This window comes from Nonomuraea sp. NPDC050310 (genome assembly GCF_040655795.1).
Lineage (GTDB): Bacteria > Actinomycetota > Actinomycetes > Streptosporangiales > Streptosporangiaceae > Nonomuraea.
Map to the genome: position 1 here is coordinate 90,744 of NZ_JBFAKP010000011.1, position 15,743 is coordinate 106,486.

13 protein-coding genes are annotated in these 15,743 nt (G+C 71.5%); 4 read left to right on the top strand and 9 right to left on the bottom strand.

The annotated features are described in order from the left end of the window. The first annotated feature begins 37 nt into the window (after window positions 1-37). The 4 genes from AB0I67_RS24695 to AB0I67_RS24710 all read left to right on the top strand — a co-directional run bounded on the left by AB0I67_RS24695 (window position 38) and on the right by AB0I67_RS24710 (window position 3,695). Window positions 38-1,015: an AraC family transcriptional regulator gene (locus tag AB0I67_RS24695; RefSeq protein ID WP_357927672.1), complete on the top strand. Its 978-nt coding sequence runs from the start codon at window positions 38-40 to the stop codon at window positions 1,013-1,015. 128 nt (window positions 1,016-1,143) lie between these two features. Continuing rightward, window positions 1,144-2,370, top strand: coding sequence for a styrene monooxygenase/indole monooxygenase family protein (locus AB0I67_RS24700; protein ID WP_357927674.1), 1,227 nt, complete (start codon window positions 1,144-1,146; stop codon window positions 2,368-2,370). Continuing rightward, window positions 2,367-2,831, top strand: coding sequence for a flavin reductase family protein (locus AB0I67_RS24705; RefSeq protein WP_357927675.1), 465 nt, complete (start codon window positions 2,367-2,369; stop codon window positions 2,829-2,831). Before AB0I67_RS24700 ends, AB0I67_RS24705 begins: the two co-directional genes overlap by 4 nt. A gap of 72 nt (window positions 2,832-2,903) precedes the next feature. After that, a complete protein-coding gene (locus tag AB0I67_RS24710; RefSeq protein ID WP_357927677.1) occupies window positions 2,904-3,695 on the top strand; it encodes an SAM-dependent methyltransferase in 792 nt (263 codons plus the stop codon). Between the two features lie 388 nt (window positions 3,696-4,083). On the opposite strand, the gene AB0I67_RS24715 is transcribed toward AB0I67_RS24710, so the two are convergent. Genes AB0I67_RS24715 through AB0I67_RS24755 form a run of 9 tightly spaced genes read right to left on the bottom strand, consistent with a single transcriptional unit; the run spans window position 4,084 to window position 15,672 of the window. Beyond that, on the bottom strand, window positions 4,084-5,436 hold the full coding sequence (locus AB0I67_RS24715) for a hypothetical protein (protein ID WP_357927678.1): 1,353 nt from the start codon (window positions 5,434-5,436) through the stop codon (window positions 4,084-4,086). Window positions 5,437-5,444: 8 nt separating this feature from the next. Further along, a complete protein-coding gene (locus AB0I67_RS24720; RefSeq protein ID WP_357927680.1) occupies window positions 5,445-6,128 on the bottom strand; it encodes a tyrosine-protein phosphatase in 684 nt (227 codons plus the stop codon). Further along, on the bottom strand, window positions 6,125-7,735 hold the full coding sequence (locus AB0I67_RS24725; RefSeq protein ID WP_357927682.1) for a beta-N-acetylhexosaminidase: 1,611 nt from the start codon (window positions 7,733-7,735) through the stop codon (window positions 6,125-6,127). Before AB0I67_RS24725 ends, AB0I67_RS24720 begins: the two co-directional genes overlap by 4 nt. A 13-nt stretch (window positions 7,736-7,748) precedes the next feature. Next, the gene (locus AB0I67_RS24730) at window positions 7,749-9,713 is read right to left on the bottom strand and encodes an NPCBM/NEW2 domain-containing protein (protein ID WP_357927683.1); all 1,965 of its coding nucleotides are present in this window, start codon (window positions 9,711-9,713) and stop codon (window positions 7,749-7,751) included. Between the two features lie 12 nt (window positions 9,714-9,725). Then, complete coding sequence (locus AB0I67_RS24735) at window positions 9,726-11,270, bottom strand: alkaline phosphatase D family protein (RefSeq protein ID WP_357927685.1); 1,545 nt, start codon at window positions 11,268-11,270, stop codon at window positions 9,726-9,728. A gap of 11 nt (window positions 11,271-11,281) precedes the next feature. After that, entirely contained in the window at window positions 11,282-12,604 is a 1,323-nt protein-coding gene (locus AB0I67_RS24740; protein WP_357927686.1) for a sugar ABC transporter substrate-binding protein, read from the bottom strand. An 11-nt stretch (window positions 12,605-12,615) separates the two neighbouring features. Continuing rightward, on the bottom strand, window positions 12,616-13,422 hold the full coding sequence (locus tag AB0I67_RS24745) for a carbohydrate ABC transporter permease (protein WP_357927688.1): 807 nt from the start codon (window positions 13,420-13,422) through the stop codon (window positions 12,616-12,618). A gap of 7 nt (window positions 13,423-13,429) precedes the next feature. After that, on the bottom strand, window positions 13,430-14,362 hold the full coding sequence (locus tag AB0I67_RS24750; protein ID WP_357927690.1) for a sugar ABC transporter permease: 933 nt from the start codon (window positions 14,360-14,362) through the stop codon (window positions 13,430-13,432). Beyond that, a complete protein-coding gene (locus tag AB0I67_RS24755) occupies window positions 14,359-15,672 on the bottom strand; it encodes a glycoside hydrolase family 36 protein (RefSeq protein ID WP_357927691.1) in 1,314 nt (437 codons plus the stop codon). Before AB0I67_RS24755 ends, AB0I67_RS24750 begins: the two co-directional genes overlap by 4 nt. Window positions 15,673-15,743 lie beyond the last annotated feature (71 nt).

Below are 15,743 nucleotides of genomic sequence, written 5' to 3' on the forward strand. Positions count from 1 at the left end.
CCTGGAACGAGGCCCGTTCCCCGGCCGATGATCTGGTGTGCTTCTCGGCAACCGGCCCGTCTTCGCGAGCACCGACCTGGACGAGGTCCGCGACGAGGTGGGCAAGATCTTCTGCCCGCACCGCCTGGACCTCACCGGCCAGGCCGACCTGCTCGCGGCGCACTTCAATTCCGTCCAGCTCGGCTCGGTCCGCGTCAGCTACCTCGACTACGGGGCCGACGTGCACATCGAGCCGGGCGACCTGGAGACCTTCTACCTGGTCATGATCCCGCTCGCCGGGCGCAGCCTGATCCGCGCGGGCGACCAGGAGATCGTCTCCACCCCCGCGCTGGCCTCGCTGCCCTCGCCCACCCGGCACCTGGACATGCGCTGGGCGGCCGGCTGCCCGCAGCTCATCGTCAAGTTCGAGCGGCACGCGGTCGAACGCTCGATGGAGCAGCTCCTGGGTGAGCCGCTGGACCGGCCGGTCGTCTTCGACCTCGGCGTGGACCTGACGACCGGCTGGGCCCGGGCCTGGCGGGGCATGGCCGACCTCATCGTGCGCGAGGCCGAGCACGACGACGGGCTGCTGTCCCAGCCGCTGGCCGTCTCGCACCTGGAGAACGCGCTGCTCACCTCGCTGCTGACCGGCCAGCCCTCCACCTACCTCGACCGGCTCACCGCGCCCCGGCCGCCCGCGCTGCCCAAGGTGGTGCGCCGGGCGGTGGAGTTCGTGGAAGGTCACGCGCACCTGCCGCTCAGCACCGACGACATCGCCCGCGCGGTCGCGGTCAGCAGCCGTTCGCTGCAGGAGGGCTTCCGCGCCCACCTCGGCCTCACCCCGATGGCCCACCTCCGGCGCGTACGGCTGGCGCGCGTGCACGAGGAACTGGCGACGGGCGACCCGGCCCGGCTCACGGTGACCACCGTCGCGGCCCGCTGGGGCTTCCTGCACCAGGGCCGCTTCGCCGCCCTCTACCGCGAGGCCTACGGCCGGCCGCCGTCGGAGACCCTGCGCCAAGGCGTCCCGGTCTGAGCCCGCGGCCGGACTCCGCGTCTGGTGGATGAGACCCGCGCTCAGTGGATGGCCCGGCCCGGCGGCCGGGCCGTACCTTCGAGTGCAGGCGCCGCCACCCACCCTCTCACCAGCAAGGAGACCCACCCATGCGTAGCATCCTCGTCGTCGGCGCCGGTCAGGCCGGCCTCCACCTGGCCCTCGGACTGCTCCAGAAGGGCTACGACGTCACCGTCGTCGGCAACCGCACCGCCGAGGGCATCCGCGACGGCCGCGTCATGTCCGGCCAGGCCATGTTCGGCACCGCCCAGGCCTGCGAGCAGGCCCTCGGCCTCGACTGGTGGACCGGCGAGTGCCCGCCGATCGACGGCATCGAGCTGTCGGTGCCCGCACCGGACGGGCGGGGCCGGGCCCTGCACTGGTCGGCCCGCCTGCACGCCCCGGCCCGCTCGGTCGACCAGCGGATCAAGATGCCGGCCTGGATGGCGGAGGTGGAACGGCTCGGCGGCAAGTTCCTGCTGCACGACGCCTCCCCCGCCGACCTGGAGCGGTACGCCGAGCGCCACGACCTCGTGCTGGTGGCGGCCGGGAAGGGGCAGATCGCCTCGCTCTTCGAGCGTGACGCGGCCCGCTCGCCGTACCAGGCGCCGCAGCGGGCGCTGGCGGTCACCTACGTGCACGGCCTGCGCCCGCGCGAGGAGCACTCGGCGGTCTGCTTCAACCTGATCCCGGGCGTGGGCGAGTACTTCGTCTTCCCCGCGCTCACCCGCACCGGCCCCTGCGAGATCATGGTCTTCGAGGGCGTGCCCGGCGGGCCCATGGACTGCTGGGGCGACGTGCGCGGCCCCGCCGAGCACCTGGCGCGCAGCCGCGAGATCCTGGAGCGCTTCCTGCCGTGGGAGGCCGAGCGGTGCGACGGCATCGAGCTGACCGACGCGGGCGGCGTGCTGACCGGGCGGTTCGCGCCGACGGTCCGCCACCCGGTCGCGGTGCTGCCCTCCGGCCGGCCGGTGCTGGGCGTGGCCGACGTGCTGGTGCTCAACGACCCGATCACCGGCCAGGGCAGCAACAACGCCGCCAAGTGCGCCGACGTCTACCTGCGCGCCATCGTGGAGCGCGGCGCGCAGCCGTTCGACGCGGCCTGGATGCGGCAGACCTTCGAGCGCTTCTGGAGCCAGGCTCAGCACGTGACGAGCTGGACCAACACCCTGCTCGCCCCGGCGCAGCCGCACCACCTGGCGCTGCTCGGCGCGGCCGGGCAGGTCCCGGAGATCGCCTCCCGCTTCGTCAACGGCTTCGACGACCCGGCCGACTACGGCGACTGGTTCCTCGACGCCGGCAAGGCCGAGGCCTACCTGAGCCGGGTGGCGGCATGAGAGCGCTCCGTGACGCCTTCGGGCAGTTCGCCACCGGCGTGGCGGTGGTCACCGCGGTCAGCCCCGAAGGCGAGCGGGCCGGGGTCACGGTCAACTCCTTCACCTCGGTCTCGCTCGACCCGCCGCTGGTGCTGTGGTGCCTGGCCGGCCGGGCGCCGAGCGCCCGGGTGTTCCTGCGGGCGGGGCACTTCGCGGTCAACGTGCTGGCCGCCGGGCAGGACGAGCTGTCGCGGCGCTTCGCCACGCCGGCGGCCGACAAGTTCGCCGGGGTCGAGCTGCTGGCCGCGCCGCTGCCCATGCTCGCCGGGGCGCTGGCCACCTTCGCCTGCCGTACCGTGCGGGTGCTGGACGGGGGCGACCACCACATCTTCGTGGGCGAGGTCGAGGACTACCGGCGGTCCGGAGGGGAGCCGCTGGTCTTCCATTCGGGCCGCTACCGGGAGTTCGCGCCGGCCTGCTGATCGTCTGCCCTCGCCGCGGAAAATCCGTCATAGTGGGGACGGTTCGGGGATTCCAGGCGAGGGAGGACCGGCGTGAGCCGCGAGCACGAGATCGACCCGAGCATCCCCAGCGTCGCTCGGATGTACGACTACTACCTCGGCGGCAAGGACCACTTCCCGGCCGACCGGGAGGCCGCCGAGAAGATCGTCGCCCTGGTGCCCAGCGTCCGGCAGATCGCCCACGACAACCGCGCCTTCCTCGGCCGGGCGGTGCGGTTGCTGGCGGCGCGGGGCGTCACCCAGTTCCTCGACATCGGCTCCGGGCTGCCGACCCAGCAGAACACCCACCAGATCGCCCAGTCGGTGGCCCCCGAGGCCCGCGTCGCCTACGTGGACAACGATCCCGTGGTGCTCTCGCACGGGCGCGCGCTGCTGGCCGACCACGTGCACACCATCGTCGTCGACGCGGACATGCGCGCGCCCGACGAGCTGCTGGCTCATCCCGAGATCCGCGGCCTGCTCGACTTCGAGCGGCCGGTCGCCGTACTGCTGCTGGCCATGCTGCACTTCGTCCCCGGCCGGGAGGAGCCCGCGCAGATCCTCACCGCCCTGCGCAAGGTGCTCGCGCCGGGCAGTTACGTGGTCGTCTCCAACGCGTTCGCGGGTGAGGTGGACCCGGCGCGGTTGCGGGCCGGGGAACGGGTGTACGCCGGGACCAGCGCGGGCGGCGTGCACAGCCGCACCGCCGCCGAGCTCGCGGGCTTGACCGAGAGGTTCGAGCTGCTGGAGCCGGGCATCGTGCCGGTGGACGCCTGGCGGGTGCCGGAGGCGCGGCCCGACTTCACCAAGCCCGGCCTGCTCGGCCTCGTGGCGCGGGTGAACTAGCCGGTTCCTGGGCAGTGGCCCACCCGGCGCCCGGGCCGCTCGACCGGCCCGGCTGGGCGCGTGCTCCTTGACGAGGGCGTGGATCCGCTCGGCCAGGATGCGGTCCGGCTCCTCCAGCTCGGCGATCTTGGCGAGCACGTCCACTTCGGGGTCGGCCTTGGCGCCGCGCCGCGCGCTGGCCTTGAGCTCCTCGGCGTGCGCCTTCATCGCCGCGCGCTCCTCGGCCGAGAAGCCTTCGAAGGTCTTGGGGGTGGTGGTGGCGGCCATCTTGGGCTCCTTCTGGGTGGCTGTCCTGCTGACAACCTCAGAGTGCGCCCCCGCGTTGATAGATCAGCGATGCGTCCGCGATGGGCCCGCCATCGCGCGGCGGGGCGGGCCCATCGCGGCGCTAACAGGCCAGGTCGGGGCAGGTCAGGGCCAGGACGAGCCGGTTGCTGCCGTAGATGTTGTCGTAGTCTCCCTTGAACTCGTTGACCAGCCAGAGCTCGCCGCTGCCCGGCCAGTAGGACAGGTTCTGGGCGTTGCCGGGCGCGGTCGTCATGACGTGCACCTCGATCGCCGAGCGGTCCGCGGCGATGCTCACCCGGTGCAGGCAGGACTTGCGGAAGGCCCCGACGACGGACCGGCCGTCCTGGTCGGGCATGTAGCTGACCGGCGGCATGCCCTCGGGGCAGAGCCCTTCGAGCACGCCCCGGCCGCCGGTGAAGGCGCTGCCCTGCATGTCCCAGACCGGGCTGGTCCATCCCTCGGTGGGGCGGACCACCCCGCCGGCGTCCGGCTTGAGCAGGGCGGTGCTCGCGTCGAGCGGCCAGCGCAGGATCTTGCCGCCGGAGGCGCCCTGCCGGTACTCGACGGTGACCAGGTGGTCGGCGCCCGAGCGGTCGAGCGAGACGCCGTGGAAGCAGGGCCGCGCCAGGCTGGAGTCGCACCCGGCGGGGGCGGCGAACCGGTAGAAGCCGATCTGCGGCAGCGCGAACTCCGACCAGGCCGCCGAGCACACCCCGGCCGCGCAGCCGACGTTGCCGGAGGCGGTGGAGTTCATCCGCCATAACTGGGTGAGGTCGAAGACCCTGACCACGCGGTCGGCGCCGGGCAGGCCCGGGGTGTCCCCGCCGCTGAACACGAAGAGCTTGTTGCCGTACCAGGTGAGGCCGTCCGCGTGGCTGGCGATCTCGCGGAAGCCCTCGGCGCTGCCGTCCGGCTCGACCAGCAGCGCGTGCCGGTACGGCGCGCCGGCCGTCCCGGCGGTGACGTCGGCGAAGGTGACCCGGGCCAGCCGGTTGGCGCCGTGCGGATGGGACGAGCCGCTGCGCCAGCTCACCGCGACGATCTTCCGGCCCGGGCAGCCCGCGCACGGCGGGTAGAGGACCGAGCCGTTCATGCCGTCGCCGCTGCCGGTGATGCCCTGCGGGAACCAGTTGCCGGTGGTGTCGTCGGTGCCGTTCCAGCAGAACCCGCTCACCGGGACGCTGACCCGCAGGTTGGTGGGGTGGCAGATGGCGCGGGTGGCGTGCCCTCCGGCGGCGATGACCGCGCTCAGGTCGGTCCTGCCGACCGGGAAGGCGGCGGCGACCGCGTCGCGTTGGGCCTTGCCGTCGGTGTAGACGAGCGGGTTCACCTGGGCGAGTTGCGCCGCGGTGAGTGCCGGTCCGGTCGCCGCCGAAGCGGGGGCGGGCAGGCCGAGCAGTCCCGCCACGAGCAGGGCGGGGGCGAGCAGGACGGCGGCTAATCGGGTGGCCATGGCCTCTCCTAGGGGTCGATGAGTCGGGCTTTCAGCAAGGTGATCTCGTCCTGGCCGAGCCCCGCCCCGCGCAGGTACGGCTCGGCCCCGCCGTACCGCTCGCGCAGGTAGGCGAGCGTGGCCAGCATGGTGGCCGCGGTGACCTCGGCGAACAGCCGCCTGGACCGGGTGGTCGCGGCGAACTGCGCCTCGTGGCGCAGGGCGTCGGCGGTGAGGGCGTAGTCGGCGGCGATGTCCTCGTCGGCCACCCCGGCCAGGCTGAGCGAGAGGGCGACGATCAGGCCGGTGCGGTCCTTGCCGGAGTGGCAGTGCACCAGCACGCCACCTGCGGGGGCGGTGGCGATGGCGGCCATGGCCTCGGCGACGAGTGGCGCGCCGCGGTCGAGGATGGCGCGGTAGATGGCGGGCAGGGAGTCGGCCATCTCCTCCAGCACGGTGTCCTCCGGCCGCAGGACCGGCAGGTTGCGGTAGGCGGGGTGGGCGGCGAGGGGGCTCGGGTCCGCCCGGCACTCGGCGGCCAGGCGGAGGTCGGCCACGAGGGTGATGCCGTGGCCGAACACCGCCTCGACGCTCACCGGCCGTGGCCGGTCGGAGCGGATCAGCGCGCCGGGCCGGACCCGCCCGCCACCCGCCGCGGGGAGCCCTCCCAGATCCCGGGCATTCGCACACCCCGGCCAGGACAGCGTGCTCATCGGGGTTCTCGCAGGTTGCTGGTCCAGGCGTCGAGCTGGGCCTGCCACTCGACCGGGTCCTCGGGCCGTCCGGGCACGCCGGGCCGGGTCTGCCAGGGCAGCGGCCCGTCCTCGCGGCGGTACTCGACGCCGATGGCGGCGAGCCTCGGCAGGTGCGCGGCCAGCCGCCGCCGGAAGTCGGCCAGGTCCCGCCCGGCCGAGCTCCACACCGTCTCGGCGAAGGCGGAGAGCCGGGGGAAGGTCATGTAGTCGACCCGCCGGTTGGAGTCGATCAGCTCGGTCCAGACCCCGCACTGCGAGCCCACCACCCGGGCCGCGGCCTCCTCCCCGCGCAGTTCCTCGGGGATCGGCTCGAAGGCGTAGACGTCGTCGAGGGTGAGCACGGTCCCGAAGGGCACGGGCTCGTCCTCCCCCGGCCCCTGCCGGTAGTCGAAGTAGACGGCCGTGTTCGGGCAGGTGATCACGTCGTGCCCGGCCTTGGCGGCGGCCACCGCGCCCAGGTCGCCACGCCAGGACGCGACGACCGCGCCGGGCGCGAGGCCGCCCTCCAGGATCTCGTCCCAGCCGACCAGCCGCCGGCCGCGAGCGGTGAGGTAGTCGTCGAACTGGTGGATGAACCAGCTCTGCAACTCGTCCTCGTGGGTCAGCCCCAGCTCGCTCATCCGCCGCTGCGCGGCGGGGCTGGTGCGCCACTGGTCCTTGGGGCACTCGTCGCCGCCGACGCAGACGTAGGGGCTCGGGAACAGCTCCAGCACCTCGTCGAAGACGTTCTGGAAGAACGTGATCGTGCTGTCCTCGACGTTCAGCACGTTGACGCCGATCCCCCAGGTGGTCCGCACCTCCAGCGGCGTGCTCAGGTTGCCGAGCTCGGGGTAGGCGGCGATGGCCGCCTGGGTGTGGCCGGGCAGGTCGATTTCCGGCACGATCATGATGTGCCGGCGCGCGGCGTAGGCCACGATCTCGCGGATGTCGTCCTGGGTGTAGAAGCCGCCGTGCGGGCGGCCGTCCATGGTGCCGTTCCAGCCGGTCTGGCTCTCCTTGCGCCAGGAGCCGACCTCGGTCAGCCGGGGGTAGCGCCTGATCTCCAGGCGCCAGCCCTGGTCGTCGGTGAGGTGCAGGTGGAGGACGTTGAGCTTGTGCATCGCCATGAGGTCGATGAACCGCAGCAGGTCATGCTTGGTCATGAAATGTCGGGCGACGTCGAGGATGCAGCCACGCCACCCGAACCGCGGCTCGTCCTCGATGTGGACGGCCGGCACCTCGCAGGACCCGCCGGCCGCCGCCCGCCGGAAGGCCTCCGGCGGAAGCAACTGACGCAACGTCTGCGCGCCGTAGAAGGCCCCCGCCGGGCCGCCCGCGACGATGGCCACGCCGTCCTCGGCCACCGTCAGCCGGTAGGCCTCGGGCGGCAGGTCGCCGAGGCCGATCGTGATCGTTCCCGGGCCTGGGCCGCTCGGGAGCAGCTCACCTCCGGTGAAGGGGCAGAGTTCGGCCCGCAGCCAGGCGGCCACCTCGCCGAGCGCGGGATCGGCGGTCAGCGCCGTCCGGCCGGTGAGGACGAAGGTGCCTGGTCTGGTCTCGGACCGGACGGGCTTGGGAACGATCATCAAGTGTGACCTCCTACTTGCAGGTGATGGTGGCGTCGGCGATGTCGGCGTGATCGGACTGCGCGTTGTCGCCGCCGTTGGTCACGACCAGGCGGACGTGACCGGCGCCCTGGACGTTCGCGGTGACCTTCCTGGCCGGTTGCGCGCCGGTGACGACGCCGGAGTGCGCCACCCGGCCGCCGTCGGCCCAGACCTCGACGTCGACCGAACCCAGGTCGCCGACCTGGTCGTCCACGCCGGCCTGGAACTCGACCACCGAGCAGCGCCCGGCGGTGTAGAACTCGATGTCGGCCGGCGCGTGTGTGCCCAGCCCCTTGGCGTAGCGCACGCCGCCGATGGTGAGCGGCGCGCCGTCGCCCTGGCCCTTGCCGCCCACGCTCTGGTCGCGCTCGACGGGCCCCCAGTAGTTGGCGGCCTTGGTCCAGGTCAGGTCGCTCAGGTAGCTCGTGCCCGGCCCGGGAGCCTGCGCGACCCGGACGACCGCGCCGCCGGCGAGGGTGCCCGCGTCGCCGAGGCGGACGCTGCCGGTCAGGTCGTAGGTCTTCTGCTCGGCGCCGGCCGGTGCGGTGACCGCCCAGGTCGCGGTGAACCTCTCGCCGTCGCGCAGCGCGCCGGTCCTGGCCGGCGTGCGCGGCGTCGCCCTCCACCCCTCCGGTACGGCAAGCGTCACCTCCACGTCGCGAAGCGTCCCGGTGCGGCCGACGTTCGTGACCGTGGCCGAGATCTCCGCCTCCTTGCCGGGTTCGAGGGTGGAGGGCCGGTTGTCGCCGAGGAAGCGCGCCGGGTCGACGTCGAACGAGACCAGCGAAGGGGCCCGCTCCCGGCCGGCGCTCACCCGGTACATGACCGAGGAGTGCGCCGGCACGGCCGCCGACAGGTCGCCCTCGCTCGACCAGACCGCCCCGGTCCACAGGTCCTCGACCCGGTAGCGCCCGGTGTCGGGCAGCTTGAGCCGGCTCGCCTTGACCGAGATGGTGGCCTGCCGGTCGCTCTCGTTGAACAGCACGACCGCCCGGTCGCCGTTCTCCAGCGGCTTGACCAGCACGTGGTACCAGCCGTCAGTCTGGGCGTAGCGGCCCATGAGGCCGAGCCGGTCCTGGTTGACCGCGATGACCTTGGGGTTGGCCACGATCGAGGCGGGCGCCTTGGCCGGGTCGGCCTGGAGGATCAGCGGGGCCGCGCCGATCGCCCAGAGGCTGAACTGGCTGCGGTACTCCGCTTCGCTCATCCCGCCGCGGCCGGCCTGGATCAGGTCGGGGTCGGCCCAGCTTCCCTTGCCCGCGTAGTCGACGCGGAGCATGTTCGTCTCCCAGAGGCCGGCCATGCCGGCGTAGGTGTCGGCGATCGGCCGGTTGTAGACGTTGGTGCGCCAGGTGGTGGCCACCTGCCCGCCCCAGAGCCAGGGGACGCTGTTGCCGTCCTCGTTGTTCATCGCGAAGACGATCGAGTCGCCGAGGGCCTGGCGCATGGGCGGGTAGAGGATCTCGGCGATGTCGCGGGAGGTCTTGCCGGGGAAGTCGGCGACCGGGACGTTGCACCAGTCGTACTTGACGTAGTCGACGCCCCAGCTTCTGACCAGGGCGGCGTCGGCCGCCTCGTTCTTGTAGGAGCCGCGCCCGGCGCCGGCGCAGGCCTTGGTGCCGGCCGACAGGCTCAGGCCGAGCTTCAGCCCCTTGCCGTGCAGGTGGTCGGCCAGCGCCTTGACGCCCGAGGGGAAGCGGGCGGGGTCGGCGTTGCCGTCGGGGCCCTGCCAGCAGCCGTCGATGATCACGTAGGTGTAGCCGGCCTGGGCGAGCGTGGCCATGGCGTCGGCGGCCTGCCGTACCGTCGCCTCCGAGACGGCGCAGCCCAGCGTGCGGCTGCTCCAGCCCATCGGCGGGGTCTCGATCGCGGGCGGCGCGGACGTGGTGGCGTCGGCACTGGCTAAGGGCATGGTGAGGAGGGCCGCCACCGACAGGGCGGCCGTGATCTTGCGCATGGGAGGGTCCCGTCAGGCTGGGTTGAGGCTCGGGTTGCCCGGCTCGATGACGAAGCTGCCGGAGGTGTAGACGGGGGCGTGCGGCTGGGTGACGACCGCGAGCGAGCGGAAGTCGACCTTCATCTCGGTCGGCGAGATGCGGGTCCTGACGTAGCCGCGGCGGCCGTTGAAGAACTTCACGTGCGGGTTCTCGTCCAGCAGGATCTGCGTGTTGGGGTACTCGTCGAAGCCGTTGCCCGCGCTGGTGACCGAGGTGGTGACCAGTTCGACGGCGACCGACTTCGAGGCCGGGTCCTTGTGGTCGCGCTTGAGCTCGCCGGCCCAGTGCGAGTGCACGTCGCCGGTGAGCACGACGCCGTTGCGCTTGTTGTCGTCGAGGGCGGCGGCCAGGCGGTTGCGGGAGGCGACGTAGCCGTCCCAGCCCTCGTTGGAGAAGGACTTGGCCAGGCCGTTGGACCAGTCCATCTCCATCATGAAGACCTGCTGGCCGAGCAGGTCCCAGGTGGCGCCGGAGTTCTTCAGCTCGCCCTCCAGCCAGGCCTCCTGCTCCTTGCCGAGCAGGGTGCGGTTCTGGTCGAAGGCCTCCAGGCAGTCGGGGCCGATGTTGCCCGACCGGCCGGTGCAGGCGTACAGGTCGCGGTACTGCCGGGTGTCGAGCAGGTGCAGGTTGGCCACCGCGCCCCAGCGGATGCTGCGGTACAGGCGCAGCTTCCAGCCGTCCGGCCGCTGGGCGCGGCGCAGCGGCATGTTCTCGTAGTAGGCCTGGAAGGCGGCGGCCCGGCGGGGCAGGAAGGGCGGGTCGGGCTGCTCGGGGATGTCGGCCGCCCAGCCGTTCTCGATGTCGTGGTCGTCCCAGACCACCGCCCACGGCGCGATGGCGTGCGCGGCCTGCAGATCGGGGTCGGCCTTGTGCTGGGCGTGCCGCAGCCGGTAGCCGGCCAGGTCGAAGCACTCGCCGCCGGCCTGGTCGCGCACGGGGTACTTGTAGTCCCCGTACTCGTAGAGGTAGTCGCCGAGGAAGGCGATCAGGTCAGGGTGGTCCTCGGCCATCCGGCGGTAGGCGGTGAACCAGCCGGTCTGGTAGTCGGCGCAGGAGGTGAAGGCGAGGTTGAGCTCGCGGCTCCCGGCGCCGGGGGCGGGCGAGGTCAGCGTGCGGCCGACCGGGGAGATCTCGGTGCCGACGCGGAAGCGGTAGAAGTACTCGGCGCCGGGGGCGAGGCTGTCCAGTTCGATGTGGACGCTGTGCGCCGCCTCGGGCCGGGCCACCTCGACGCCGCCGCGCACGACGTGGCGGAAGTTCTCGTCCTTGGCGACCTGCCACTGGACGGGCACCGGCCGGTCGGGCATGCCGCCGAGACCGTCCGGGGCCAGGGGGTCCATGGCCAGCCGGGTCCAGAGGACCATGCCACGGGGATCGGGCTCGCCGGAGGCGACGCCTAACTGGAAGACATCCGACAGGGGGGCACGCCGGGCCGCCGCGCGCACTGGTGCGGTGTCCAGTGCGGCGACGAGGCCCAGGCTCGCGCCCCCGGCGATGAGTGAACGCCGGGTGATCATGCGGGGGGCTCCTACTTGATGGTCGCGTTGCCCTCGGTGACGGCCTGCTCGACGCCCTGCTGGGCGGTGATCTTGCCGAGGTAGACCTCGTTGAAGATGCCGGTCAGCTTCTGCTCGAAGCCGGTCCAGCCGGTGACGATCGGCATGTTGAAGGTGGTGCCCTTCGACTGCTCCAGGAAGGGGGTGACGTCGACCGGCTTGGCGTTGTTCTTCCAGAAGTCGATGTAGCCCTGGGCCAGGCTGTCGCCCACCAGCGCGGGGAAGATGTAGCCCTGGTCGGCCATCGACTTCTGGGCCTCCTCACCGGCGAGGTACTTGGCCAGCTTCATGGCCTCCTCGGGGTGCTTGCTCTTGGCGTAGACCGACTCGCCGAGGCCGTTGATGTTCACGGCCCGGCCCTTCGGGCCCTCCGGCATCATCGCGACGCCGATGCCGAAGTTGATCTCCGGTGCGACGTAGGGCAGCAGGGCGTTGTTGGCCGGGTACATGGCGACCTGGCCGCCCTTGAACATGTCGGCGGCCTTGCCGGTGGGCGGGTTGGTCTGGGTGGCCGGCGGCGAGACGTGGTGCTTGGTGATCAGGTCGACGCCGAACTGCACCGCCTCGGCGGAGGCCGCGTCGTTGAAGACGTACTTGCCGAAGGGCTTGTCGACCAGCTTGCCGCCGTTGGACTCGATCCAGTTCATCCACTGGGTCTGGGAGTGGTTGGTGGAGGCGAAGCCGTACGTCTTGATCTTGTCGGGGTTGAAGCCGGCCTCGCCGGGGTGCTTGCCGGCCTCGTCCACGGTGAGCTTCTTGGCCAGCTCGACCAGCGTGCCGGAGCCGTCGGGCGCCCAGGTGAGCTTGTCCGGCATCTCGACGCCGGCCTTCTCGAACAGGTCCTTGTTGTAGAGCAGGCCCGGCATGCCCCAGTCCTTGGGCACGCCGTACAGCTTGCCCTCGTAGGTGTTGGAGGCCACGACGTTGGGGTGGTACTTGGCGGGGTCGAGCTTGAGCGGGCTGAGGTCGGCGAGGACGCCCTTGGTGACGAAGGCCGGGAAGTAGCTGACCTGCATCCAGAACACGTCGGGCGCGCTGCCCGCGACGGCGTCGGCGGTGAGCTTGGTCCAGTAGTCGTCGTAGGGCATCACCTCGATCTTGACCTTGATGTTCGGGTTCGCCTTCTCGAAGGCCGCCATGACCTTGTCGTAGCCGACCTTCTGCTGCTCGTCCCAGAGGCGGTAGGTCAGCGTCACCGGGCCGGCGCTCTCCGAGGAGCCGCCGCCGGAGCCGCAGGCGGCGAGGGGCAGGGCCAGCAGGGCCGCGAGGGTGAGGCGTATGCGGGGGGATTTCATACTCGTGCCTTTCACTTCAGACCGGTCAGGACGACCGACCGGACGATGTAGCGCTGGAAGAAGATGAAGATCACGACAGTCGGCACCAGGGCGATCAGCCCGCCGGACATGATCGCGGTGTAGTCGACGCCGATGCCGACCTTGAGCGCGGCCAGCGCGACCGTGATGACCTTCGTCTCGTCGCCGCTGGTGATGATCAGCGGCCACATGAAGCTGTTCCACGAGGAGATCACCGTGATGATCGCCAGGGTGCCGAGCGCGGGCTTGCACAGCGGCAGGAGCACCCGCACCAGGATGGTCATCGGGCCCGCGCCGTCGATCCGCGCGGCCTCTTCGAGGCCCGCGGGCAAGCCGCGGAAGAACTGCCGCATCAGGAAGATCCCGTACGGCGAGCCGAGGAGGTACGGCACCAGCAGCCCGCCCCAGGTGTTGATGAGGTCGAGCTCCTTCATGATGAGGAACAACGGGATCACCGTCACCGCGACCGGCACCATCATCGTCGCCACGAACAGCCAGAACAGCACCTCGCGGCCACGGAACCTGAGCCGGGCGAAGGCGTAGGCGGCGAAGGTGGTGAAGACGAGCTGCCCGACCGTCAGCGCGGCGGTCATCAGCGCCGTGTTGAGGATGTACTGCGGGAACTCCCCGCCGAGCAGCTTGGTGAGGTTGTCGGTGGTCGGCGGCACCCCCGGCAGCCACGGCGCGGTCGTGTGCAACTGCTCCTGCGACTTGAACGCCGTCAGCACCACGAGGATGTAGGGGAAGACGGTGATCACCGAGCCGACGATGAGCGTGGCGTAGAGCAGAAAACGCTTCATGGGTCCCTCAGCTCATGTCGTAGGTGGTGCGCTTGCTGAAGAACCTGATCTGGACCGAGGTCACCAGCAGGATGATCAGGAAGAGCACGATGGACACGGTCGCGGCGTAGCCGAAGTCGAACTCCCTGAACGCCAGGTGGAAGATCTTGAAGTTGATCACCGTCGTGGACTCGCTGGGCCCGCCCGCGGTCATCGAGTAGATGGTGTCGAACGCCTGGAAGGCGCCGATCATGTTGGTCACCGTGACGAAGAACATCGTGGGGTTGAGCAGCGGCAGCGTCACCCGGAAGAAGCGCTGGACCGGCGTCGCCCCGTCGCAGGCGGCCGCGTCGTACAGCTCCTGCGGGATGCCCTGCAGCCCGGCCAGGAAGAACAGCATGTTGTAGCCGGTGTGCTGCCACACGCTCACCAGCGCGACGGCCGGCAGGGCCAGCGACGACTCCGACAGCCAGGCGGGCCCGGTGATGCCGAACACGTCGAGCAACTGGTTGATCGCGCCGTCCTTCGGATCGAAGATCCAGCTCCAGACCAGGCCGAGCACCATCGGCGTGGCCATCCAGGGGATCACGAACAGCGCGCGGAAGAACTTCACGCCCTTGACCCGCTGGTTCAGCATCAGCGCCAGGAGCAGGGCCAGGACCGTCTGGAGCGGGATGGCCAGCAGGACGTAGACGATCGTCGTGCCGAGCGAGCTCCAGACCGATCCGTCGGCGGCCAGCTTGCGGTAGTTGTCCAGGCCGACGAAGGTCGGGTCGGACAGCAGTTCCCAGTCGAAGAGGCTGAGGACGAAGACGATGACGACGGGCAGCAGCAGGAAGGCGACGACGCCGAAGAGACTGGGCCCGATGAACAGGTACGGGTACCACCGGCCTGGCCTGCGGCGCTTGGCGGCGGGCCGTACCGGTGTCCGGACCGGTGGCGGCGCCGTCCCGACCGTCACGACGGATCCGTCCTGGTCGGGACCATCAGCCGTCTGGTGGTGGCCAGGCCCCAGTCGTCCAGGGCGGCGATCGGGTCGCTGGAGCCGCGCAGGCCGCCGGTGGCGTCGATGTGCGCCGCCCACTCCTCGCGGGCCTCCACCTCGGGGCGGGCCATGATGCAGTCGGGGTCGTTGACCCACCAGCGCGCGTGCAGGAACTCGCGGGCGGCGCCGGTCAGCCGGGCGCCGAGCTGCGAGGGCTGGCTGATGTCGCCCGACCTGGGCAGGAGCGTCGGGGCGATGTCGGGGCTGACCCGCATGATGTCGACCAGGCCGAGGCTCGGCAACATCGGGGCGCCGCAGCCGTGGATGGTGGCCGCGGGGCCGGCCCCCTGCCTGATGAGCTCGAGCCCGCGCCGGTAGGCGGCGATCGGGGTGAGGTCCTCGTGGCGGCGGCCGGGGAGCGCTCCGGCGTAGAGGTAGTCGAGCTTGAAGTGCGTCAGGCCGATGGCCGACAGGGTCTCGAAGACGTGCACGAGATGCGCGGCGGCGTCGGGGTGGGTGACGTCGAGAACGGCGAGGTCCTGGTCCCACATCCGGCCCGCGTCGGCGCCGCCGACCAGCCAGTCGGGGTGCTCGCGGAAGATCCGGCTGCGGTGGCCGACCAGGAAGGGCGCCAGCCAGATGCCGCCGCGCTTGCCGGCCTCGCGGACGGTGCCGACCGCGCGTTCCAGCGAGCCGAACTCGGGGCGCAACTCCAGCCAGTCGCCGATCTCGGCCTCGTAGCCGTCGTCGATCAGGAACATGTCGGCCTCGACGCCGTGCTGCTCGGCCAGCCGCAGGTTGTCGAGGATGTCCTGGTCGGTGACCTTGTCCCAGTAGCCGTACCAGGAGCACCACATCGGGGGGACGGCCGGGAAGCTCGGCGGGGCCACGCCCTCGGCCATCATCTCGGCCCAGGTGCGCAGGGCCGCGTCGAGCGGGCCGTCGACCTGCGTGTGCCGGACCGGGCCGTCGGCGGAGACGACCAGGCGGCCGCCCTCCTCGCGGACCCGGATGGACGGGACGTCCAGATGGCTGGCCGCCGACCAGAGCGAGACGGGCGCGCCGTCCCCGGGATCGACCGCGATCAGGCCCTCGCCCTGGAACGCTCCGGGCGGGATCGGGGTCTCGGGGCGGTAGCAGAGCGTCTGGATGGTCTCGCTCGCCGGCCTCGGCGGGCTATCGCCGACGCGGTAGGCGCCCGTGGGACTCCACGACTGCCAGCCGTGCTCGAAGATCAGCGCCTGCTGGGGGTGGCCGGTGATTTCGCCGACATCAGCGAACGGCATCAGGCTTCTCCTTTCGGAGAGTTTCGAAGGAGCGCTTCATTAGTAGCATCGGCGAGCAAAGCTCGGCAATG